The organism is Corynebacterium sp. NML 120412, assembly GCF_002285155.1.
In the GTDB taxonomy this organism is placed as follows: Bacteria; Actinomycetota; Actinomycetes; order Mycobacteriales; family Mycobacteriaceae; genus Corynebacterium; species Corynebacterium gottingense.
In genome coordinates, this window is record NZ_NSGL01000010.1 from 21,013 (window position 1) to 42,665 (window position 21,653).

General features: G+C 65.3%; 18 protein-coding genes and 1 tRNA gene. 4 read left to right on the forward strand and 15 right to left on the reverse strand.

Annotated features, from left to right (window positions below):
• Positions 1-64: 64 nt before the first annotated feature.
• The 4 genes from CKJ84_RS11660 to secA2 form a co-directional block, all read right to left on the reverse strand.
• A complete protein-coding gene (locus tag CKJ84_RS11660) occupies positions 65-640 on the reverse strand; it encodes a MerR family transcriptional regulator (protein ID WP_095536121.1) in 576 nt (191 codons plus the stop codon).
• A gap of 299 nt (positions 641-939) precedes the next feature.
• Positions 940-1,686, reverse strand: coding sequence for a MerR family transcriptional regulator (locus tag CKJ84_RS11665; RefSeq protein WP_369801198.1), 747 nt, complete (start codon positions 1,684-1,686; stop codon positions 940-942).
• 79 nt (positions 1,687-1,765) lie between these two features.
• On the reverse strand, positions 1,766-2,197 hold the full coding sequence (gene odhI / locus CKJ84_RS11670) for an oxoglutarate dehydrogenase inhibitor Odhl (RefSeq protein WP_095276690.1): 432 nt from the start codon (positions 2,195-2,197) through the stop codon (positions 1,766-1,768).
• A 160-nt stretch (positions 2,198-2,357) separates the two neighbouring features.
• The gene (gene secA2, locus CKJ84_RS11675) at positions 2,358-4,649 is read right to left on the reverse strand and encodes an accessory Sec system translocase SecA2 (protein ID WP_095547067.1); all 2,292 of its coding nucleotides are present in this window, start codon (positions 4,647-4,649) and stop codon (positions 2,358-2,360) included.
• A gap of 226 nt (positions 4,650-4,875) precedes the next feature.
• Here secA2 and CKJ84_RS11680 point away from each other — a divergent pair, with 226 nt between their 5' ends.
• The 3 genes from CKJ84_RS11680 to CKJ84_RS11690 all read left to right on the forward strand — a co-directional run bounded on the left by CKJ84_RS11680 (position 4,876) and on the right by CKJ84_RS11690 (position 6,649).
• The gene (locus CKJ84_RS11680) at positions 4,876-6,081 is read left to right on the forward strand and encodes an alpha/beta fold hydrolase (RefSeq protein WP_095547068.1); all 1,206 of its coding nucleotides are present in this window, start codon (positions 4,876-4,878) and stop codon (positions 6,079-6,081) included.
• 40 nt (positions 6,082-6,121) lie between these two features.
• Entirely contained in the window at positions 6,122-6,487 is a 366-nt protein-coding gene (locus CKJ84_RS11685; protein ID WP_095547088.1) for a YchJ family protein, read from the forward strand.
• Positions 6,488-6,572: 85 nt separating this feature from the next.
• Positions 6,573-6,649, forward strand: a tRNA-Pro gene (locus CKJ84_RS11690).
• Positions 6,650-6,699: 50 nt separating this feature from the next.
• Here CKJ84_RS11690 and CKJ84_RS11695 read toward each other — a convergent pair.
• From CKJ84_RS11695 to CKJ84_RS11715, 5 genes are all read right to left on the reverse strand, one after another.
• Positions 6,700-9,789 (reverse strand): type I restriction endonuclease subunit R, encoded by a 3,090-nt coding sequence (locus tag CKJ84_RS11695; RefSeq protein ID WP_095547069.1) that lies wholly within the window; start codon positions 9,787-9,789, stop codon positions 6,700-6,702.
• Entirely contained in the window at positions 9,782-11,023 is a 1,242-nt protein-coding gene (locus CKJ84_RS11700; protein ID WP_095547070.1) for a restriction endonuclease subunit S, read from the reverse strand. Before CKJ84_RS11700 ends, CKJ84_RS11695 begins: the two co-directional genes overlap by 8 nt.
• A complete protein-coding gene (locus CKJ84_RS11705) occupies positions 11,020-12,954 on the reverse strand; it encodes a class I SAM-dependent DNA methyltransferase (protein ID WP_095547071.1) in 1,935 nt (644 codons plus the stop codon). Before CKJ84_RS11705 ends, CKJ84_RS11700 begins: the two co-directional genes overlap by 4 nt.
• Before the next feature lie 134 nt (positions 12,955-13,088).
• Positions 13,089-14,042, reverse strand: coding sequence for a diacylglycerol kinase family protein (locus tag CKJ84_RS11710; RefSeq protein WP_233125707.1), 954 nt, complete (start codon positions 14,040-14,042; stop codon positions 13,089-13,091).
• Positions 14,043-14,075: 33 nt separating this feature from the next.
• The gene (locus CKJ84_RS11715) at positions 14,076-15,026 is read right to left on the reverse strand and encodes a PHB depolymerase family esterase (protein WP_095547073.1); all 951 of its coding nucleotides are present in this window, start codon (positions 15,024-15,026) and stop codon (positions 14,076-14,078) included.
• 40 nt (positions 15,027-15,066) lie between these two features.
• Here CKJ84_RS11715 and CKJ84_RS11720 point away from each other — a divergent pair, with 40 nt between their 5' ends.
• On the forward strand, positions 15,067-15,867 hold the full coding sequence (locus tag CKJ84_RS11720; RefSeq protein ID WP_095547074.1) for a class I SAM-dependent methyltransferase: 801 nt from the start codon (positions 15,067-15,069) through the stop codon (positions 15,865-15,867).
• A 27-nt stretch (positions 15,868-15,894) separates the two neighbouring features.
• On the opposite strand, the gene der is transcribed toward CKJ84_RS11720, so the two are convergent.
• From der to CKJ84_RS11750, 6 genes are all read right to left on the reverse strand, one after another.
• Positions 15,895-17,490 carry a ribosome biogenesis GTPase Der gene (gene der, locus CKJ84_RS11725; RefSeq protein ID WP_095547075.1) on the reverse strand — a complete coding sequence of 532 codons (1,596 nt, stop codon included), beginning with the start codon at positions 17,488-17,490 and terminating at the stop codon, positions 15,895-15,897.
• Positions 17,487-18,194, reverse strand: a complete 708-nt coding sequence (gene cmk / locus CKJ84_RS11730) for a (d)CMP kinase (RefSeq protein WP_095536551.1) — start codon at positions 18,192-18,194, stop codon at positions 17,487-17,489. Before cmk ends, der begins: the two co-directional genes overlap by 4 nt.
• A complete protein-coding gene (locus CKJ84_RS11735; protein ID WP_095536110.1) occupies positions 18,194-19,141 on the reverse strand; it encodes a pseudouridine synthase in 948 nt (315 codons plus the stop codon). The genes cmk and CKJ84_RS11735 overlap by 1 nt, the downstream gene beginning before the upstream one ends.
• Before the next feature lie 90 nt (positions 19,142-19,231).
• Entirely contained in the window at positions 19,232-19,792 is a 561-nt protein-coding gene (scpB, locus tag CKJ84_RS11740) for an SMC-Scp complex subunit ScpB (RefSeq protein WP_165765347.1), read from the reverse strand.
• A 65-nt stretch (positions 19,793-19,857) separates the two neighbouring features.
• Positions 19,858-20,640 (reverse strand): ScpA family protein, encoded by a 783-nt coding sequence (locus CKJ84_RS11745; protein ID WP_233125709.1) that lies wholly within the window; start codon positions 20,638-20,640, stop codon positions 19,858-19,860.
• A gap of 81 nt (positions 20,641-20,721) precedes the next feature.
• Entirely contained in the window at positions 20,722-21,603 is an 882-nt protein-coding gene (locus CKJ84_RS11750; protein WP_095547077.1) for a ParA family protein, read from the reverse strand.
• Between the last annotated feature and the right edge of the window lie 50 nt (positions 21,604-21,653).

Sequence of the window (21,653 nt, forward strand, 5' to 3'; positions counted from 1 at the left end):
TCGGGCGTAAAAAATCGCGCCCCGATCAGTGCGGGGCGCGATGGTGGGAGTGGAGCAGAACCGGCTAGGAGGACTTGCGGCGACGGCGCGCGGCGAGCTCGTCAATCCCGGTGACCTCTGCGACCGGTGCGTCATCCTCGGTGATCACGCGCTCCGACGGGAACGCGGAGATGGTGCCCGAAAGCTCCTTCATAATCTGCGGCACGGCGATGCCGAACACGCCCTGACCGCCGCCGAGAAGGTCGATGATCTCCTCGTTGCTGCGGCATTCGTAGACCGTTGCGCCGTCCGAGACCAGGGTGATCTCCGCGATGTCGTTCACACCGCGGTCGCGCAGCTTCTCCACCGCGAGGCGGATGTTCTGCAGCGAGATGCCAGTGTCAAGCAGGCGCTTCACAATCTTCAGCACCAGCACGTCCTTGAACGAGTAAAGGCGCTGGGAGCCGGAGCCTTTTGCGCCGCGGATCGACGGGCGGACGAGCTCGGTGCGCGCCCAGTAGTCGAGCTGGCGGTACGTAATGCCGGCAACCTGGCAGGCGATGGGCACGCGGTACCCCACCTCATCCGACGGTCCGATGTCAAAGAGCGACTCCTGGATGGGGGCGTCGCCGGTAGTGCCGTGTCCGTTGTGTGTAGTCACGTAATTACTCCCATGAAGTTTGGCGTAGTGCCTATGTGCTTTATTAAATGCCAAGCATAGGCTTTCGGTCAACCTTTGCTCGCGCAACACGCCGAACTCTAACCCTCAACTTCACGTTGAGACTCCCCTCGCCCCACCAACCACATGCGCCCCACCAGCCGCAGCAGTCGCGTGGCGTGCGGATTCCGCGTCCGCACGCGGGCCGAGCCACGCCCCTCCCCCAAAATCGGGTAACACACAGGAACGCCCCCGCTGCGCACCTGGATGGAGGCGGGCGGGGGCGGTGGCGTCGTGAAGCGCTAGTGGCCCAGGCGGTGGCGGAGCTGATTCTTCACCAGCGACGCGTGCAGCGAAACGACGAGCGCGGACATCTGCTGACCGGTCTCCTCGGCCTGCTGCTGCGCGGTGTCCTTGCCGGACTTCGCAATCGGCTCCGCGACGCGGGCGATGAGGTCCACCTGGCGCGCGGCGGCGGTGCGCAGCGTCTTCAGGTGGCGGATGTCCACGCCGAACTCGCCGAGGGAGAGCGCGGTCGAGACCACCTGGACGTCGTCGGCCGTGTAGTAGCCGGCCGCGTCCGGGCTAATCAGCCCGGCTTTGGTCAGCTCGGCGACGGTTGCCGCGTCGGTCTCGGCCTGCGCGGCCACGTCGGTATCGGTGAGCTTGGTGGATGCGGGCGCCCGGAAGTTCTCCGGCGACACCATCGGCGCGCCGCTTTCCGCGTCGGGCGCCATCAGGGCGGCGACCTCGCCCGAATCCATCGCCTCGAGCTGCTCGCGGATCACCTTCAGCGGCAGGTAGTTGTCGCGCTGGGTGACCAGGATGTAGCGGAGGCGCTCCACGTCCGCGTCGGTGAAGCGGCGGTAGCCGGACGCGGTGCGCTGCGGGGTGATGAGCCCCTCGGACTCCAGGTAGCGAATCTTGGAGACGGTCACGTCCGGGAACTCCTCGCGGAGGCGTTCAAGGACCACGCCGATCGACATGGTTTTCGCCTGCTGGGTCGTGCCCGTCGGCTTCAGCGGGGAAGTTTTGCGGAGTGCGCTCACTGGTGGTGGATCTTTCGTTGCGTAAAGAGCGCCCCGTTGTCAGGGGCGCGGGTACGTGGGGGCTCTGGTCGGAGCGAGTCTACTTCTCGTCCGCGATAAAGACGAGGCGGAACTTGCCGATCTGGATCTCGTCGCCCGTGGACAGCGTCTGGGAGTTGCGCGGCTCGCGGTTGACGTAGGTGCCGTTGAGCGATCCCACATCGACGACCTCGAAGGAGTCTTCGGTGCGGCGGAACTCTGCGTGGCGGCGGGACACGGTGACGTCATCGAGGAAGATGTCTGCCTCCGGGTGGCGGCCCGCGGTGGTCGAGTCCTGGTCCAGCAGGAAGCGAGCGCCGGCGTTCGGGCCGCGCTTAACTACCAGCAGTGCCGCGCCCTCGGGGAGGTTTTCCGCGCCGGTGATGCCGTCCTTGGAGGCGGACGCGCCAGACTCCATCTCCTTCAGCAGGTCCGCACGGAACACCGACGTCGTTTCCACCTGGTTCTGCGGGTTACCGGTGTTATCGCTCATCACTTACTCCTGACTATGTGTGAAATCGGCGCACCCCGCGTGCACGGGCCAGCGAGGCGCACCAATGTCGAGGTTTTCAGTTAGCTGCCTGTCATACTACCGGCTCGAGGCTCCCGCGGGGGTGTTTGCCACCACTCCACAGGATTTCCCCACCTCTCGCCTACCGGAAAATATTGCCGATGCCGGAGATCACGCTGTTGCCCGACCCGGCCAGCGGGTTATCCGAGACCATGTAAGTCCAGGTGGCGCTGGGCCGCTTCCAGCCGGCGTCGGCGAGGTGGGCGCCGTTGGCGTCGATAGGCACCTGCTCGAACGTGTCGACTGCCTGGTCGACGGCCCGGTTGGCCAGCTCCTTGAACTCACGGACGGCGATGCGATGGTACTCAGTGATCGGGGTTTCTCGGGCGATGGCGCGCAGGTGGATGGACTCGCGCACGTCGTCCATGAGTCCGAGGTACTCCGACCACTCGGTGTCGAGGTGGTAGAGCATGATGTCGCGGGCCGCCTGCTCCCGGACCTCCTGCGGCAGATGCTCCAGCTCCGCGGCGCGCTGCGGGCTACGCTCGGCGAGCTCGCGCCACGCGGTGTCGGTGTCCAGGAGGACCGCGCGGCGCTGGTCAAGGATGTCGCGGTGGTCGGCGAGCAGCTTGTTGTACTTCCAGGTCTGGGAATGGATCTCCAGCAGCTGGCCTTCAGTGACGCGCTGGCAGTGCTCGACAAACTGCTGGATGCGGTTGGATTCGATCCGGCCGGTCTCGTCCGGGTGGGCGGTGACCTGTTCGTCCGCGCCGCCCGTGGCCACGACGTCATCCTCCAGCGAGACGAAGAACAGGCTCAGGCCCGGGTCGCCCTGGCGGCCTGCGCGCCCGCGGAGCTGGTTGTCCAGGCGCGCGGAGCGGTGGCGCGCTGTACCGATGACCGCCAGGCCCCCGAGCGCCGCGACCTTGTCGTGATCCGCCTCGTCCGCACCGCCGAGGCGGATGTCGGTGCCGCGGCCAGCCATCTGCGTCGAGACGGTCACGCGGCCGAGGTCGCCCGCCTCTGCGATGATGCGGGCCTCCTCTGCGTCGTTTTTCGCGTTGAGCACGTTCACGGACACGCCGCGGGCCTCCAGCGCCTCGGCGAGCGCCTCGGATTCTGCGACATCGTGGGTGCCCACGAGCACCGGCTGGCGGGTCGAGTTCAGGTGTGCAACCTCGTCGACGATGGCCTTGTTCTTCTCCTCCATCGTGGCGTAGATTCGGTCCGCCTCGTCGAAGCGCTGCAGCTCGTTGGCCCGGTCAATCACAGCGACGTGGAGGTCGTAGAACGAGCGGAGCTGGTCGGTAGCTTCGACCGCGGTGCCGGTCATCCCGCACACGGTTGGGTAGCGACGCATCAGCGCTTGGAGCGTAATGGAGTCCAGGATCCGGCCGCCCTCAGAGACGGTGAGGCCTTCCTTGGCTTCCACGGCCGCCTGCAGGCCGTCCGGCCAGCGCTGCAGTTCGGCGACGCGGCCGCGGGAGGCGTCGACAAGCGCGACCTTGCCGTCCTCCACGATGTAGTGGACGTCGCGGATCAGTAGCGCCTTCGCGTGCAGGGCGAGGTTGACGCGCACGAGGGTGTCGCCAATCTGCCCGTCGCCGTAGAGCGAGTCGATGCCCAGCAGGCGTTCTACGTGCTCGGCGCCTTCGTCGGTGAGGAAGACGTTGCGCCCCTCGGCGTCGATCGCGTAGTCCTTGCCCTCGCGCAAGTGGGAGACGGCCTCGGTGATGCGCCCGGTGGTCTGGATCGCTCCTTCGGAGCCGGCGAGGACGAGGGGGACGAGGGCTTCGTCGACAAGCACGCTGTCCGCCTCGTCGACCAGGGCGACGTCCGCCGGGGCCTGGACGGTCTGAGCGCGCGAGGTGATCTGGTTGTCCCGCAGGTGGTCGAAGCCGATTTCAGTAACGGGCGCGTAGACGATGTCGCTGCGGTAGGCGGCGGTGCGCTCCTCGCGGGAGCTGTTCTCCGTCACGGAGGCGACGCGCAGGCCGAAGAATTCGACGAGCGGGCGCATCCATTCCGCATCGCGGTCCGCCAGGTAATTGTTCACGGTGATGACGTGGACGCGCTTGCCGGTCAGCCCGAACCCCGTGGCCGCCATCGCGCCGACAAGCGTCTTGCCCTCACCGGTGGCCATCTGGATGACGTCGCCCTCGAGCAGACGCAGGACCGCCTGGTTCTGCACGTCGAACGGCAGCAAGCCGAGCGTGCGTTTGGAGGCGACCGACAGGATGGCAAGGAAGCGCTGTTTGTCCTTGATCGCGCCGCCGGAGACGGTGTCTCGGATGGCGGCGGCCAGCGCGGCGTCGTCAAGCTGCTCAATGCTCGGGATCAGCTCGTGGGCGCCGGCAACGATGCCCTTGGATTTCTTGTTGTTGCGCTCAGATGTTGAGCCCATGGCCTTCCAGAACCAGTCGAATGCTCCCATGCGCTTGACCGTCCTCCCTCGTCGCACTGTATCGCACTGTATTGCACTGTATCGCTCGGCATCGCTCTGTCGCCGCAGTATTGCCTCAAAGTCTAGGCGCAGCGGTTTTACCCCCGCGATGCAGGTAGCGGGAGGGCTGTTGTTGCTAGCTTATTTGTGCCTTAGATTGTATTGAAGCCAGTCTCGCAGCAGCGCGAATCAACCACACACAAGGGAAGTCCGCGAAATGAAATCTCTCAACCTGAAAATTCCGTCCTCCACGGGCGTGGAGCTTGCCGCAACGATGGACCGCCCGGACGGCCCGGCGAAGGCGTACGCCATTTTCGCGCACTGCTTCGCGGGCTCGCGCCACACCCCCGGCGCATCGCGTATTTCCAAGCGCCTGACGGAGCACGGGATTGCCACCGTGCGCTTCGACTTCCCCGGCCTGGGGCAGTCCAAGGGCGAGTTCGCCGAGACCTCGTTTAATCAAAATGTTGATGACATCGTGGCCGTGGCGCAGTGGATGGAGGAGAACTACACCGCCCCGCAGCTGATTATGGGTCACTCGCTCGGCGGCGCGGCAACGCTCAAGGCCGCGACGCGCCCGGAGCTGAAGAAGATGCTCAAGATGGTGGCCACCGTCGGCGCGCCCTTCGATCCTGCCCACTCCGTGTTGCACTACGCCGACAAGATCGGCGAGGCGGATCGCAACGGCTCGGTGCACGTCACGCTGGGCGGCCGCGACCTGGTCATCTCGCGCCGCTTCCTCGAGGACCTCGCGGAGACCAACCCGGAGGAGTACCTGGGCAAGATCCGTAAACCGCTGCTGCTGGTGCACTCGCCTATCGACGTCACCGTGGGCATCGACAACGCCCAGTCCATCTTCCAGCTCACCCGCTACCCCAAGTCGCTCATGGCACTGGACAAGGCCGATCACCTGCTCACGCGCCAGGGCACCGCGCAGCGCGCCGCCGACATCATCGGCTCGTGGGCCCAGCAGTACATCGTGCCGGAGTTCACCCCGGAGCCGACGGGCGATTCCAACGCGATCTCCTACTCCGCCCGCGGCACCAAGTACGGCGATGTGGTGCGCACTTCTAACCGCGAGATCACCACGGACCGCGCCAAGAACGCCGGCGGCAAGGGCCAGGGCGTCACGTCCACCGGCCTGTTCATGTCCGCGCTGGCGGCCTCGTGCTCGCAGGCCATCAGGAGCGCGGCCAAGGGCATGAAGCTTGACGACGTCCGCGTGGAAGTCACCCACGACGCCGACACCACCTTCACCCGCCACATCACGCTCTACGGCGACCTCACCGACGAGCAGGTCCAGACGCTGCGCGCCGCCGGCGCCGCGTCCACCGTCGACGGTTACATTGCCGCAGGCGACATCACGACCACGGTAGATACCGCCACCGTCGAGCAGCGCCGCGAGCGCGACAAGCAGCGCTAACGTGGCGGGCGTCAGGCGGCAACAGCCGCGCATCGCGGACATGCAACCGTGCCCCTGCGGCACCGGTAAGCCCTACGCGGCGTGCTGCGGCGCGCTCCACCGGGGCGCCAAGGCACCGACCGCCGAGGCGTTGATGCGCTCGCGCTACACCGCCTTCGTGGGCGGCCTCGCGGACTACCTCCACTCCACCTGGGCGCGGGCAACGCGCCCGGCGTTGTCGGAGCTTCCCACCGAGGGCCTTGCGTTCAATCGCCTGCAGATTGTGCGCACCCAGGGCGGCTCACTCTTCGATTCCGAGGGCGTGGTCGAGTTCGCAGCCTACTCCCCCGCCGGCGTGCAGCGCGAGGTCTCGCGCTTCGTCCGCGAGGACGGCGCGTGGGTCTACCTGGACGGCGATGTACGGTAGCAAGGTTTGCCCGCTGACCTGGCAATTTTCCGTTTCGAGTGACAGTGTTGTAATCTAGCCGAGTTACCGCGAATGCAGTAACGGACGGGCTGTGGCGCAGTTTGGTAGCGCACCACACTGGGGGTGTGGGGGTCGCAGGTTCAAATCCTGTCAGTCCGACCACTTTTTTGTTTGGGGCAATTGGGTCGTGATCGGCCCAGACACTACGTCATCTACTCGTCCAACTCGCCCATCTCCTTCGCGGCGGACATGAGTTCCGCCAGCGCACCGACGACGCCACGCAGCACGTCGCGATCGCTCGACAGCAGAGCGTCGCGCTGTTTACGTTCCTCGATTCCGGAGAAAATCGCCTTGGTCGCCTCGCCTTGGAAGCGCTTGGAGCGCTTCAACTGCTCCTTATTGTTGGTCCGCCCCAGCTTGCGGGCCTCCGGCTGCTGTGACAACGTGCCCCAGGCCGCGACAATCATCTGTGCGGTTTCTCCAGAAGACACATCAACTCCAGCCAGCGAGAAGATGTCGTTGACCTTTTCAACCGCCTCATCGAACGCCGCACGAAGTGGAGTCGAATCGCCGCCGAGGGCGACCTCAAAGGTGGGCACCTTCAGTGCCTCTCCTCCTCCATCGGTCAGCGAGCGGTCGACCTCTGCCTCGCCCCGTGTAATCGCCACACCCGCCAGTGAGATTCCGGTGATGAAGTCCTCGTCCTCATCGTCGTGCTCGGAGAGGTGGAGATTGCGCTCCAGCACCGCCGCGAGCATGGCTCGCTTGGAAACCTCCGCGTCCGCGTAGGCGACAATCTGGGATAGAAACTCATATGCGTGGCGGTACTTTTCGGCGTTGGTTTTGAAGTCCCGCGCGGCCACGCGCCCCTCCTTGCCCGAGTCGCGCCGGGTGCGCCACCGCCTGATGATCTCGCCTGCGGCGCCCCTCAACGCCTCTGAATCGGAGCCTGCCATGTACGCCTGGGCGACCTTCTCCATCTCCTCGGGCGTGTAGAACCCGGCGGTGTCGAGTTCGTCCCCAAGCGTGTGAAGGGAGTTCGGGTCGATGTCGGTGTCAATCTCCGCGCCCTCGTAGTATCTCTTGAAGTCTTTGACGATTAACTGCGGGTCGTTGACAAAATCAACCACCATCGGCGTGGGTTTACCCGGGAAAATACGGTTGAGGCGCGAGAGCGTCTGCACGGTGGTGACACCGGAGAGTTGCTTGTCCACGTACATCGCACACAGCCGTGGCTCGTTGAAACCGGTCTGGAATTTGTTGGCGACGATGATGACACGGTAGGCGAAGTCATCGTTCTTAAACGCCTGCTCAACGTCCGAGACGCCGTTGAGTTGGACCTCGGTGACCGGCTCGGCATCCTCGTCGACGCGCACCGCGTCAGAGAACGCAACCAGCGAGCGGAAGTCGTAGCCCTTGTGTGCGATGTACTTGTTCATCTCGTCGGACCACCGCACCGCGGCCTTGCGAGAGGAGGTCACGACCATCGCGCGCGCCTCCCCACCGAGATGGTGCGCAACATTGCGGCGGAAGTGCTCAATGACCACCTCAACCTTTTGCGCAATCGAGGTTGGGTGGAGCCGCACGAAGCGCACCATATCGGTCACAGCGGCCGACTGGTCCACCTCCTCGGTTCGTCCCAACTCGTCGCGCACCTCGGCCCACATTTGATAGGTCGAGTAGTTGCCGAGCACGTCGAGAATGAAGCCCTCCTCGATGGCCTGACCCATCGGGTAGGTGTCGAACGCGACGTAGTGGCCGTCCGGGGTTTCGGTGCCGAACAGACGCAGCGTCTTGCCCTTTGGCGTCGCCGTGAGAGCGATGAACGTCATGTTGGCCGCGACCGCGATAGCCTCCTGGCGCAGTTCCAAAAGGTCGTCCGCGGTGTACTCCTCGTCCTCGTCGAGTTCGACGTCGGTGAGCAACTCTCGCAAGGCGGACGCGCTCGACCCGGTCTGCGAGGAGTGCGCTTCATCTGCAATAACGCACCACCGACGACCGGAGAGTTCGTCGCTTTCATCGAGCAGTTTCAGCACATGCGGGAATGTTTGCAGGGTGCAGGTGATGATGTGGTCGCCGTCCTCAATCGCCTTGCGCAGTTGGGGCGATTTTGCGCCGGAGTGCTCACCGACCGAGACCACCAGCCCCAGCGAGGCGTCCATCATCTGCATGTCCTGGCGGATATTGGTATCGAGCGCCGTGCGGTCGGTAATCACGATGACCGAGTCAAACGTTTTCTCGCCATCGGTTCCCACATGCCGGATAAGCCGGTGCGCGAGCCAGGCGATTGTCTTGGTCTTGCCGGAGCCAGCCGAGTGCTCGATGAGATAGCGCCCACCGGGTCCCCGCTGCGTCACGTCCCTGGTGACGCGCTCGACGGCGCGGAGTTGGTGGTAGCGAGGGAAAATGAGTTTGCCGCCAGGCGTTCCCCGCTTCGGCTTGGCGTCGGGCTCCCACACGGCGAAGTCGCGCAGGATACGCAGGAAGGTTTCGCGCTCCAGCACGTTTTCCCACAGGTAGGAGGTCTCCGACTTGCCCGGAATTGGCGGGTTTCCCGCGCCGCCGTCGACGCCGCGGTTGAACGGCAGGAAGTAGGTGTCTGCGCCCTTGAGTGCGGTGGTCATGTAGACCTCGGCGTTGGAGATGGCGAAGTGGACAAGGCAGCGTCCCGGCAGTAACAGACGGCGCGCGGTACTGGGGATACGGTCCTCGCGGTACTGCTTGCGCGCCTGCGCGACCGACTGCGTGTGGTCGGTTTTCAGTTCCATCGTCACCACGGGGATACCGTTGACGGTAAGCACAAGGTCGAGGGTTTCGTTCGTCTTTGGGTCGAAATGCACCTGGCGGAGGACGCGCAGGATATTCTTCTCGGCTCGTTCGGTCGCCGTTTTCACCAGCGGGTTCGCTGGCGGGAACGCCACCATTGGGCCGAAGGACGCGGAGCGCGCTCCCACCTGGGCGTACTTGAACCCCTCGCGCAGGGTACCGAGCAGACCGCCGAGGGTTCGTCCCGTCTGCGGGTCCTTGCGGGTCTTCGTTTCCAGACGGCCGGCGATGTGCTCTAGGAGTTTGCGCTCGGCTGTTGCTCGGGTCTGACCCGTTGCGTCTGCCGGGACCGCCTTTTCGTACTCGTCCGGGTACTGGGTGGATAGCCATTCCAGGACGTCTGCCGGGTAGAGAGCGAGCCTGCGGTCCCACCCCTCGTCCTTTTTGTCCTCCTCGTAGGTCCAGCCCCGCTCGGATAGCGCGGTACAGATGGCGTTTTCGTGGGCGTGTTCGCTGGTGATACTTGGCTTAACCATTGGTGGTCTCCTGGGTGGTGGGGACGTCGATTTGGCCGGTCACGGCGGCAGTGATGACGGCGGCGCGGCGCTCGGCGAGGAGGTCGCGCAGTTCGGTGATGTCGGCGAGCATGGCGTCAATCTCGGCGGTCTCGCGGGACACCGTTCGGGCGATGTGCCGTTGCTCGTCGGTATCAACCGAGAGAATCGGGAGTTCGCGGGCCTTGTCGGACGAAAGCGCCGGAATAGTTGCCCCATCGGCGTGGAGGTCGATTAAGCCCGCGCTGTAGTGTGCGAGGAACGTGTAATGCACAAACTCCCCGACCACACCGACGTTTGGGCGCACTCGAATAACGTGATTCTGGAATCCCCAATCGGGCATGTCCTCGTGGAGTACGACGGAGCGACCGTACCCCGCGCCGCCCTCTACAACGAGCACGTCATTCTCCCGCAGTGTGAGTTGCTCCAACTCTTGCGGGGTGAACCACATAGCCTGTTCATCGAGTACAAGGCGTCCATGCGGTTGGATATGTGCCGCTCGTACGTAGTTCCTCTGCACCTCATCCGGTCGTTTTCTTGCGCTCTGCACAGTCTTACCGAGGGACACGTTCGCAACGAGTTTTACCCTTGTGTATTCGCCGTCCTCCGGTAGAAGATGGGCGCGAATGATGGACCCGCGTCGCTCCGTCAGCAGCGCCTCCATCTCGTCCAGGTCGGCGCTCATGGCGTCGACCTCCGCGGTCTCGCGGTCGAGGTAATCCGCGATGGCGCGCTGGGTTTCGAGCGGGGGCAACGGGAGCCGAAAGCGGCCCACCTTTTCGGCGGTGAAGTGGGGCAACGTCGCTGTGCTTACCTCCAGTTCAATTTGTCGGTCTGCTTGGGCCTGCTGGAGGGCGTAGTAGACGTACCTCCCCACCGACACATCTGGATATGGGCGAACACGGACGATAGAGTTTTGGAACCCCCATCCGTCCAGGTCATCGTCCATGTAAGCAGAACGACCATAACCCGCCCCGCCTTCAACAATCACCACGTCGCCCTTTTGGAGGTCGAGACGGTCCAGTTCGGCAGGCGAAAAGTACATCTGCTGTTCACTCACATCGAGTGAGAGGGTGCCTGGGGCGGGCAGGTGAGCCGCACGAAGATACGGGCGAAGTTCGTCGATCTCATTCTTCCTAGTGGGTTGCACCATCTTCCCGAGCGTGACCTCGCCGAGAAGTGATATTGGGACCGTTCTGGCCTTAGTCGTGCTCACTCTCGCACCTCCGCAAACTTCTCGGCCAGACGCCCCATCACCACAGACACATCAGCGTCAATCTCCTCCAAGGGACGAACCGGCTCCGGGGTGTAGAACACGCGCTTAAACGGAATCTCGTAGCCGACCTTGGACGCGGCCTCGTCCCAGGTCACATCGGGTGCGAACGGGAGGACCTCGCGTTGCATGTGCTCGTCTACGTCCTCGGTCAGCGGGATACGCTCGGTCATCGTAAACGCCGGGTCTACCCACGGGTTACCCTTGCGGTCCACCGCGGGCTCGGCGGTCTCGTCCGGCACACCGACCGCCTTCAACGCGGTGTCGATAACACCGGCGGGCATTTTCACTCCGCGGTTTTTCGCGGCCACCTTCATTGCCTCTGGCAAGTCGTTAAACGCCACGTTCTTCACGTCGTCCAGGACGTCGGCGTGCTCCGGGACCGCGGACTTGTGCGCGAGCACCGTCGCCACCGCCTCCGGGGTGACCTCGACGCGCAGCCGGGCCTGCTTAGTAACCTTCACGTCCCTGAAACCCAGGTCGTTCGGCGTGAGCACCCTCGACATCGCGGAGTCCTCGAACGCCGCGTACGCCCGGAGTACCTGCTTGCGGTCGGCCTCCTTCATCTCGCGGCGCTTATCGCCCAATCCCTTATCGGGGGCAGACCAGCACTCGGAAGCGTCGATGAGCTGCACGAAGCCCTTGCGGTGGACTTCCTTGTTTGTGTCGAGAATCCAGACGTAGGTCGAAATTCCCGTCCCGTAAAACATATTGGTGGGCAGCTGAATAATTGCGTCTACCAGGTCGCTTTCCAGCAGCCACGCCCGGATCCGGTCGGGACCGGAACCAGGGCCGCCGGTAAACAGCGGCGACCCGTTGGAGACAACGGCACCGCGGCCACCAGAGCCGTTCGCACCAGCAGGCATGAGTTTGGAAGCAACGTGGGAAAGGAACAGCATTTGCCCGTCGTCCTTCGAGGGAAGACCGTGGCTAAATCGCGATCCCGGCACCTTGGCCTGCTCTTTTACTGACTTCTGCTGTACCTGCCAGTCCGTGCCGAATGGTGGGTTGGACAGGATGTACTCGAACTGTTCGCCCTCGTAGAGGTCGGTGAGCAAAGTGTCGCCGTGGCGGATTGCGTCTGGTTCACCGCCCTGGATGAGCAGGTCCGCCTTGCCAATCGCGTACCCAGTCGACATGAGTTCCTGGCCGGCAAGCACGACCTCGATGTCGGGGTTGAGCTCCTTCAGTGCCCGCTCGGCAACGAGCAGCATGCCGCCGGTACCTGCCGTGGGATCGTAAACGGTACGCGAAGCACCGTCCCTGGTCAGGCCCACATCGTCGGAGGCGAACAGGATGTCCACCATGAGCCGGATGGCGTCGCGCGGAGTGTAGAAGGCACCTGCGGCCTTGCCTTTGGTGTTGAACGCCTTGTACATGACGTGTTCGAAGAGGTCGCCCATCTGCGCGTCTGGCAACGACTCCATGCTCATGTCGATGGTGGCGAAGTGCTTCACTACAGGCCACAGACGGTTCGCGGCGTCGAGCGTTTTCATCTTCACCTCGAAGTCGAAGGCATCCCAGATGTCGCGAACGGAGCCCGAGAACGCATCGACGTACCCCATTAGCGCGTCGAAGACATGGTCGTCGAGTTTGGCGATGGAGGTCAGGTCCAACCGGGAGGTGTTGTAGAAGGACAGACCGAATCGGGTTTGGACCTCCCACGCAATCATCTCGTCGCTAACCTCCTCTTCCTGGAGGCTCCAGACAAGGTCGAGGACTTTGTCTTTTGTTGGTGCGAGGATGCACTCGAGACGACGCAGGACCGTCATAGGCAGGATGTAGTCGCCGTAGTCTTCCGGCTCGACGATGGACCGCAAGAATCTATCTGCGGTATTCCACACGACGGACTGATTGAGTTCCGCAGTGCTCATGCGGGCGTGCCTCCTTGTAGGCGGGTAAAGCGTTATGCCTCCAAGGTAAAACGGCACGCCAGAGAAACCTCACCGGGACACGCAGACTCCGTCACGCCCCCGTGATCAAAGCACCGCGCCACAATGGCAGCCGGCTACACGCACACCTTCAGCGCGCCCGCGTCGACGGAGATCTCCACCGCCGTCACCTCACCCACGGGGTCCCCGTCCACTTCGAAGATTTCCGGCTCTGCAAACGAGGCCCGCGCGTAGCTGCCCCGCGAGTACAGCAGGTCCGCAAATTCCACCACCGCGGGATCAGGCTTCCGCCCGCGGAGTTTCGCCGCCTTGTTGACCACAAGGTTGAGGCCGATCTTCGCCCACCCGACGGGCCCGCGCGGCGCCATGCCGACGGCATCGAGGACGCCGTCGTCCGGCCTGGCCTCAGGCAGCAACGGGAGCTGATTGATCAGCTCTCCGCAGTTGCCAAAGATCAGCGTGTGCAACCGCTGCGAGTGAGTATGGTCCCCGTCCACCACGAAGGACGCCTTGATCCGGTTGCCGCCGCGCAGCGACTTCGCAATCCCGGAGACGTACGCCAACGGGCCGATCTTCTTCTTGAGCCTCTCGTCGGTGTACTCGATCATCTGCGCGTCCAGGCCGACGCCGGCCATCACCACGAAGCCGAGGCGCTCGTTGGAGCCGTCGGGGCGTGAAAGTTTGGCGCGGCAGACGTCGATAAGCTTGTGCTCCCCGCGAAACGCCCGCCGCACGGACTCCTCGAGGCCAAGGTCGAGGCGCAGGTTGCGCGCAAGCAAGTTGCCGGTACCGGTCGGCACGATGCCCAGCGCGATGCCGGATCCCGCAAGCGACGTGGCGATCTCGCGCACCGTCCCGTCGCCGCCGGCCACCAGTACAAGCTCGACGTCCGGGTGGTGCGCCGCGGCCACCTCCGCCTCGCCGGAATCGTCCGGTGTGGTGCGCACCCACTCGATGTGCCAGCCGTCCGGCGCGTAGCGCTCGACCTGAGAGCGCAGCGTCGTCTCATCGATCTTGACCGGGTTGTACACCACAATGGCCGTCCTGGTCGCGTCGTCAGAGTTCTGCATCACAATGCCCAAGCATAGGGCACCTGGCGCACATTACGGGTCCGACACTGAGCCAAACGGCACGCCGAAAAACGCCAGCTGCGTTCGTGTGGCAAATCCCGCGGAGGTCGTCCGCGACGAATCCACCGTGCCGCCCTGCCAAATGTGCGGGCCGCCGTCCACGCGGTAGTGCACCAGCGGCGCGTCGCAGCCGTCCCACCGCAGCTCCGTCACGGTGTCTGAAAGCGGCTTTTCCACGTACTCCGCGTCGCAGTGGTTGCGCTCCGCCGCCTCCGCCAGCATTGCCTCGACGGACTCGTACGCCGTGTCGTGGCGCTGGCCGCCGAAGTAGCTCATCACGGAGTCGTTCGTGCCGTGAAAGTCCACGTGCTTAATCGGGATAGAGGAACACCCCTGCGAGACGCGCTGGTAGAACGCCGCCGACACCGACGCCACCGCAGTAAAATCCTGCGGGCGCTGGCAGCCCACGTAGGAGGCGAACCCGCCCCCGTTGGACAGCCCCGTGGCAAACACTCGCGCCTTGTCCACCGAGAATTCGCCTGTCACCTGCTCGCGCACGGCATCCACGAACGCCAGGTCGTCCCCGCCGGTCGTCCTGGCGTACGGGGCGGGCGCCCACGCCCGATCCACGCCATCCATGTACGCGACGATCGCGTCCGCCCCATCGAGCTGCGAGTACTTCCGCATCGACGCCGCGTCCTCCCCATACCCGTGGAACGCAAAGATCAGTGGGAGCCGCGAGCGCTCCCGCGCGCCCGCCGGCAGGCTCAAGAGGAAGCTCCGGTCTCGCTGGCCCACCTTAATGGTGCGCCGCTGCGTCTCCGGCTTGCTCCACGGCTGCACCTCGGCAACCTCGTCCCGCGGAGTGGAGGGCGCGATCAGGTCAGCGTCGGCGGCGTCCAGCTGCTCGCCGCCCCCACAACCAGCGCTGCTCAGCGCCAGGCCCGCCGCAACGAGCAGCGTCACGAGGCGCCGTGCTGCCATAGTTCCTCCATCCAGATTCGTATCGGTAGATTAGTCCATTATGAAGCCGAGTGGGAAGCAGCAGCCAGCGTTCCGCGACGCACAGCATCGCAGCAGCTCAGCCAGTGCGTTCAACAGCGGTGCAGTGCTTTACGACGCCATCCGGCCCTCCTACCCGCCCTCAGTCCCAGCCCTCATCGCGGACCTTCCCCAGCGCGCCGGCGGCACCCGCATCCTGGACGTCGGCGCCGGCACCGGCAAGCTCACCGAGCTCCTCGGCGCTGGGGCCGACTCCGAATCCACGCGCCGGGTCCTCGCCTGCGACCCGTCCGCGGACATGGTCCGCGTCCTGCGGGACAAGCTCCCCAACGTCCCCACCTGGCGGGCGACGGCCGAAGCAACCGGGCTGGCCGACGGCGCAGTCGACGCCGTCACTTGCGCGCAAACCTGGCACTGGGTGGACACCGCGACGGCGAGCGCGGAGGCCGCGCGCATCACGAGCCCGGGCGGCAAGCTCCTGCTGTGCTGGAACACCCTTGCCGTCAACCACCCGTGGGTGCTGCGCTTAAGCCGCATCATGCACTCCGGCGACGTCCAGCGCGCCGGGTTCTACCCCGACGTAGCAACCCCGTGGACGCTGGAGGGCGAGGTGCGCGACACCTGGGCGCAGATTGTCACTACGGACCAGTGCTTCGCACTCATGGCCTCGCGCTCGTACTGGCTGCGCGCCAACGAGAAGACGCGCGCGAAGATGGTGGCCAACCTGGACTGGTACCTGCATGACCGCCTCGGCTTCGAGCGCGGCCAGCGCATCCCCCTTCCCTACCGCGCGGACGCGTTTGTGTACGGGAAGGAGGGGTGAGCGGGGGCGTCGATAAGCCAGCGGCCCCTACTTGCGGCGGCGAGGGTTGCGCTCGCGCACGCGCACGGCGATGCGCACCGGCGTGCCGTGGTAGCCGAACTGCTCGCGGAACTTACGCTCCAGGTAGCGGCGGTAACCGGCGTCCAGGAAGCCGGTGGTAAACAGCACCAGTGTCGGCGGGCGGGTGGTCGCCATCGTGGCGAAGAGCAGCTTGGGCAGGCGGTTGTTCTTCATTGGCGGCGGGTTCGCCGCGATCGCCTCGCGCAGCCAGTTGTTCAGCTGGCCGGTGGAGACGCGCTTGTCCCAGTTCTCCAGCGCCTGCGCCATCGCCGGCTCGAGGCGGTGCAGGCCACGGCCGGTGTCCGCGGAGATGTTGAGCTTGGTCACCCACGGGAGGTGCCCCATCATCTCGTCGAACTCGCGGTCAAAGTAGTAGCGGCGGTCCTCGTCCATGAGGTCCCACTTGTTAAAGCAGATGACCATCGCCTTGCCGGCCTCCAGCACCATGGAGATGACGCGCTGGTCCTGCTCGGAGATCTCTTCGGAGGCGTCGATGAGCACCACGCAGACCTCCGCCGCGTCGATCGTGCCGCGGGTGCGCAGGCTGGCGTAGTACTCGTGCCCCTGCGCGTTCTTCACCTTCTTGCGCAGGCCAGCGGTGTCGATGAACTTCCACAGGTGCTCATCCAGCTGGATCATCTCATCCACCGGGTCCACCGTGGTGCCAGCGACGTTGTCTACCACCGAGCGGTGCGACTTGGACAGCTTGTTCAGCAGGCTGGACTTGCCCACGTTCGGGCGGCCCACCAGCGCGACTCGGCGTGGACCGTCCGTGATGGAGGATTTCGCGCGCGGCTCGTCCGGGAAGAGGCGCAGAATCTCGTCCAACACGTCGGCGCCTCCGCGGCCGTGCAGCGCGGAGACGGGCCACAGGTCGCCCAAGCCGAGCCCGTAGAACTCGGCGGCGTCGCCCCACTGGGATTCTGATTCAAACTTGTTCGCCACCAGGATCACCGGGACCGGAGAGCGCTGCAGGTTGCGCGCCATCACGGAATCCGTCTCCGTGATGGCGGTCTGCGCGTCCACCACCATGACGATCACATCGGCCGTTTCCATCGCGGCCTCCGCCTGGCGGGCGATCGCGCCGTGGATGCCGCGGGCGTTCGGGTCCCAGCCGCCGGTGTCTTGCACCCAGAAGCGGCGCCCGCCCCAGTCGGCCAGGTAGCTCACGCGGTCACGAGTCACACCCGGGTGGTCCTCCACCACGGCCTCGCGGCGGCCGAGGAAGCGGTTGACCAGGCTGGACTTGCCCACGTTCGGACGGCCGACGATGGCCACGGTGGGCAAGTTCTCCTCCACCACGTTCGGGCGCATGATGCCGAAGGCCTCTTCGACCTCGGCCCAGTCCTCGTCGGTGTAGTCGTCCGTGTTTTCAGGGCCCTCGCTGTCCTCGCCGTAATCGGGGGCTGCGAAATCGGCGTCGTCGAAATCATTGACGTCAAAGTCGGCGTCGTAGAACTCCGCGTCGTCGGCACCTACATCGGCGGGGTCCAGGTCCTCGTAGCCGGACGCGTCGATCCCAGGCTGAATGAACTGGGTTTCCGGTTCCTCGCGGTGTGTCATTTCGCGCTCCTTTCAATCAGCCCGGTCAGGGCGTCAAGCACCTGCTCGGGGGTCATCTCGGAGGTGTCGATGACCTCCGCGTCCTCCGCGGGCTTCAGCGGGCTGGTCGCACGGGACGAGTCGAGCTCGTCGCGGCGCTGCACGTCCGCGAGCACGGTGTCAAAGTCGGCGTTGCGTCCCGCGGCGATGTCCTGGTCGTAGCGGCGCTGCGCTCGCACCTGGGCCGAGGCGGTCATGAAGGCCTTCGCGGGGGCGTCGGCAAGCACCACCGTCCCGATGTCGCGCCCCTCTACGATGGCGCGGTGGGCCTCGCGGGCCAGCTTGCGCTGCAGCTCGACCAAGTTCACGCGGACTTGTGGAATGGCGGAGACGGCGGAGACGTTGCGGGTGACCTCCGGGCCGCGGATCTCGCCCGAGACGTCCTCGCCGCCGAGGAGCACCTGCTTGGAATCTGGGTCGTCGGAGACTTCGAGCGGCAGATCGGCGGTCGCCGCCACCACCGCGTCGGTGTCGGCCGGGTCGACTCCGGCGCGGAGCACCGCAAGCGTGGCCACGCGGTACATCGCGCCCGTATCCACGTACTTCGCGCCCAGCGACTTCGCCAGCGCGCGGCAGGTGGTGGACTTGCCGGTCCCGGAAGGGCCGTCGACGGCGAGAATGAGCCCGCCGTCCGGCATGTTCGAAAGCTGCGTTGCGTCAGCCATTACATATCCACCACCTTGTACAGGGAGGCCAGCTCGGCAGAGTTCAGCACGCGCATGGAACCGGGCTTCATGTCTCCCAGCTGAACGGTGTGCACCTTGGTGCGCACCAGGCGCTGCACCGGGAAGCCGCACTCCTTGAGCATGCGGCGCACGATGTGCTTGCGGCCCTCGTGCAACTCCACGCGGACGATGGACTGGCCGTTGTGCACGTCGACGATCTGCGCGTAGTCTACGGTCACGGTGCCGTCGTCAAGCACGACGCCCTCCTTCAGCTTCTTCACCAGGTCGCCCTTGGCCTCGCCCAGCACCGTTGCCAAGTAGGTCTTGGTCACCTTGTACTTCGGGTGCGTGAGGCGGTTGGCCAGCTCGCCGTCGTTGGTCAACAGGAGGAGCCCCTCGGTGTCGGCGTCGAGGCGGCCCACGTGGAACAGGCGCTGCCCGGCCGCGGTGCGCTCGGACAGGTAGGAGCCGACGGAGATGCGGTCCATCTCGTCGCGCATCGTGGTGTGCACCCCGCGCGGCTTATTAAACGCGACGTACTCCAACTCCTCGTTGACGTTGATGCGGGTGCCGTCGACGCGGATGATGTCCACATTGGGGTTCACGCGCGTGCCCTGGACGGTGATGATCTTGCCGTTGACCTCCACGCGGCCTTGGTCAATCATCACCTCCGCGTGGCGGCGCGACGCCACGCCGGCCTGCGCGAGCACTTTTTGCAGGCGAATGCCTTCGGACTTCTGCTTCCGGGCCTTCTTGGCACCCGTGGCACCCTTGTCATCGTCGTCCCACCAGTTATCTTCCAGCGGGTGGGGCTCGTTCTTGCGGGCGTTCTCGCGCCGCTTGTCCAGTCGGACGTGCTGCTTCTTCGCCGGCTTTGCGTACGAAGGGTAGAACGTTTCGTCCTTCCCCTTGTCCGGTGTGCCGTCTCGGCGAGCGGGAGGAGTCATGCTGAATCCTTTGCAAACGTATTGGGGTTGTGCGGGCCACCGAAAACGGTGCGCCCAAGTTCGTGGCAGAGTCTACCAGGACTTGGTGTTCTACCACGCATCCTCGATCGCGTCTACCTCTGGCAACAGCGGCGCCAGGTCCGGCAGGCGCGACAGCGAGTCGATTCCCAGCAGCTCCAGGAACAGTTCCGTGGTGACGTAGCGGTGCGCGCCAGTGGCGTCATCGGGGTCGACCTCCGCAATCAACCCGCGCAGCGTCAGCGTGCGCATCACCCCGTCCACGTTGACACCGCGCACGCCAGCGACCTGCGCGCGGGTCACCGGCTGGCGGTACGCCACCACTGCGAGCGTCTCGAGTGCGGCGCGACTCAGCTTCGTTTGCGTACCGTCGAGCACGAACGCCTCGACCGCATCGGCGTTGTGCGGCCGCGTGTAGAGCCGCCACCCCTCCTGCGTTTCGCGCAGCTCGATCCCGCTGCCCCGCGCGTCAAGCTCGCCGGCCCACTCGCGCAGGACCGCGTCCACGTCTTCCCGCGTCGCGTCCAGCACCCCCGCCAGGTCCTCCGCCTCGACGGGATTGTCCACCACAAGCAGGATCGATTCCACGCGCGAGCGCAGCTGTGAGACCATCGGCATGTCCATGTCGCACATTGTAAGGGGCCGAGTGCTTATCGACGCCTCCCCGCCCCCACCAATCGCGCACTACCTAGCACCGCCTAGCTCCAGTTGCTTGCCGCGACCACCGCGGGGTCCACGTCGAGCCCGGTCCACGACACCTCCAGCGGCCCCAGCGCCTCCTCCTGCTTCGTCTCCACGGCGCGCGCCTTGTACAGCTCGAGCAGCGCGAGGAACCGGCCGACGATCTCCATGGACAGCGCGCAATCCTTGGTCAGCGACGCGAAAGAAAGCCACTGCGTCGCCCCGACCAGCTTCAGCGTTTCCAGAATCCGCCCGGCCTGCTCCGGCACGGAGACCTGCACGGCGTGCAGGTGGTCAACGCCGACCTCCTCGGGTGGCTTCGGCCGGAAGACGCTGGCGGCGAGTTCCGCAAAACTGGCCGGGGTATGTCCCAGGCGCACGGGCGGCAGCAGGTCCACGAACTGTGGCTCCATGGACACCGCGCGCGGGTACCGGCGCCTGGCATGCTTCTGCCACTGCGCAAACTGGTCGGCGACCTGCTGGTACGCGCGGTACTGCAGCAGGCGGGCGAAGAGGAGGTCGCGCGACTCCAGCAGTTCGAGGTCCTCGATCTCGTCGGCGTCGCCACGCGGCACCAGGCGCGCCGCTTTGAGGTCCAGGAGCGTGGCCGCGACGAGGATGAACTCCGTGATCTCGTCCAGGTCGGCGGTCTCTCCAAGCGCCCGCGTGTACGCGATGAACTCATCGGTCACCTCTGCAAGCGCCACCTCGGTGACGTCCAGCTTCTTCGAGCTAATCAGGTTGAGCAGCAGGTCGAAGGGGCCCTCAAAGTTGTTGAGCACGAGGCGGAACCCGGTGATCTCGGGCTGCTCGCCCGCCTGCCCACTCGCTTGCGCTCCGTCGCGCGCTTCTGCCCCGGTGTGCGGGTCGCTCACGCCGGCCTACGAGGTCCTGGTTTCGGTGCGCTCCAGCAGCTCCTTGGCCAGGTTGCGGTACTGCTCCGCTCCCTGCGAGCGCGGCGCCCACGTGATGATCGGCTCACCGGCGACCGAGGTCTCCGGGAACCGGACGGTCCGCGTAATCACGGTGTCAAAAACGCGGTCCCCGAAGACCTCCACGACGCGATCCATCACCTCGCGGGCGTGCGTCGTGCGCCGGTCAAACATGGTAACCAGGATGCCCACGATGTCCAGGTCGAAGTTGATGCGGTCGCGCACCTTCTCCACCGTGTCCGTCAGCAGGGCCAGTCCGCGCAGCGAGAAGTACTCGCATTCCATCGGGATGATGACCCCCTGCGAGCAGGCCAAGGCGTTGACCGTGAGCAGGCCAAGGGACGGGCCGCAGTCGATGATGATGATGTCGTACTCGTTGCGCACCGGGCGCAGCGCTCGCGCGAGCGTGTGCTCGCGCCCCACCTCATTGACCAGCTGGATTTCCGCGGCCGAGAGGTCGATGTTTGCCGGCACGAGATCGAGCCCGCTGACGTTGGAATGGCGAATGGCGCTGTGGATGCTCGTGGTGTTGTCAAAGAGCAGGTCGTAGACGGTGACCTGCTCCTCGTCGTGCGATACCCCGAGCCCCGCGGACAGGGCGCCCTGCGGGTCGAGGTCCACCAGCAGCACCTTGCGGCCCTGCTCCGCCAGGCACGCACCCAGGTTAATGGTGGAGGTCGTCTTCCCCACGCCACCCTTCTGGTTGACCATGGACAGCACTGTGGCCGGGCCGTGCTTGTCCAGCGGAGCCGGGTCCGCAAACTCGCGGAACGGACGCCCCGTGAGGAAGGTCTTCTCCTCGGAAGCGTCGAACAGTGCGTCGTCTGCCATTGTCGGTCCTCTCCGTGCCTTTCCGTCGCCTGGCACCGTCTCTGCGCCAA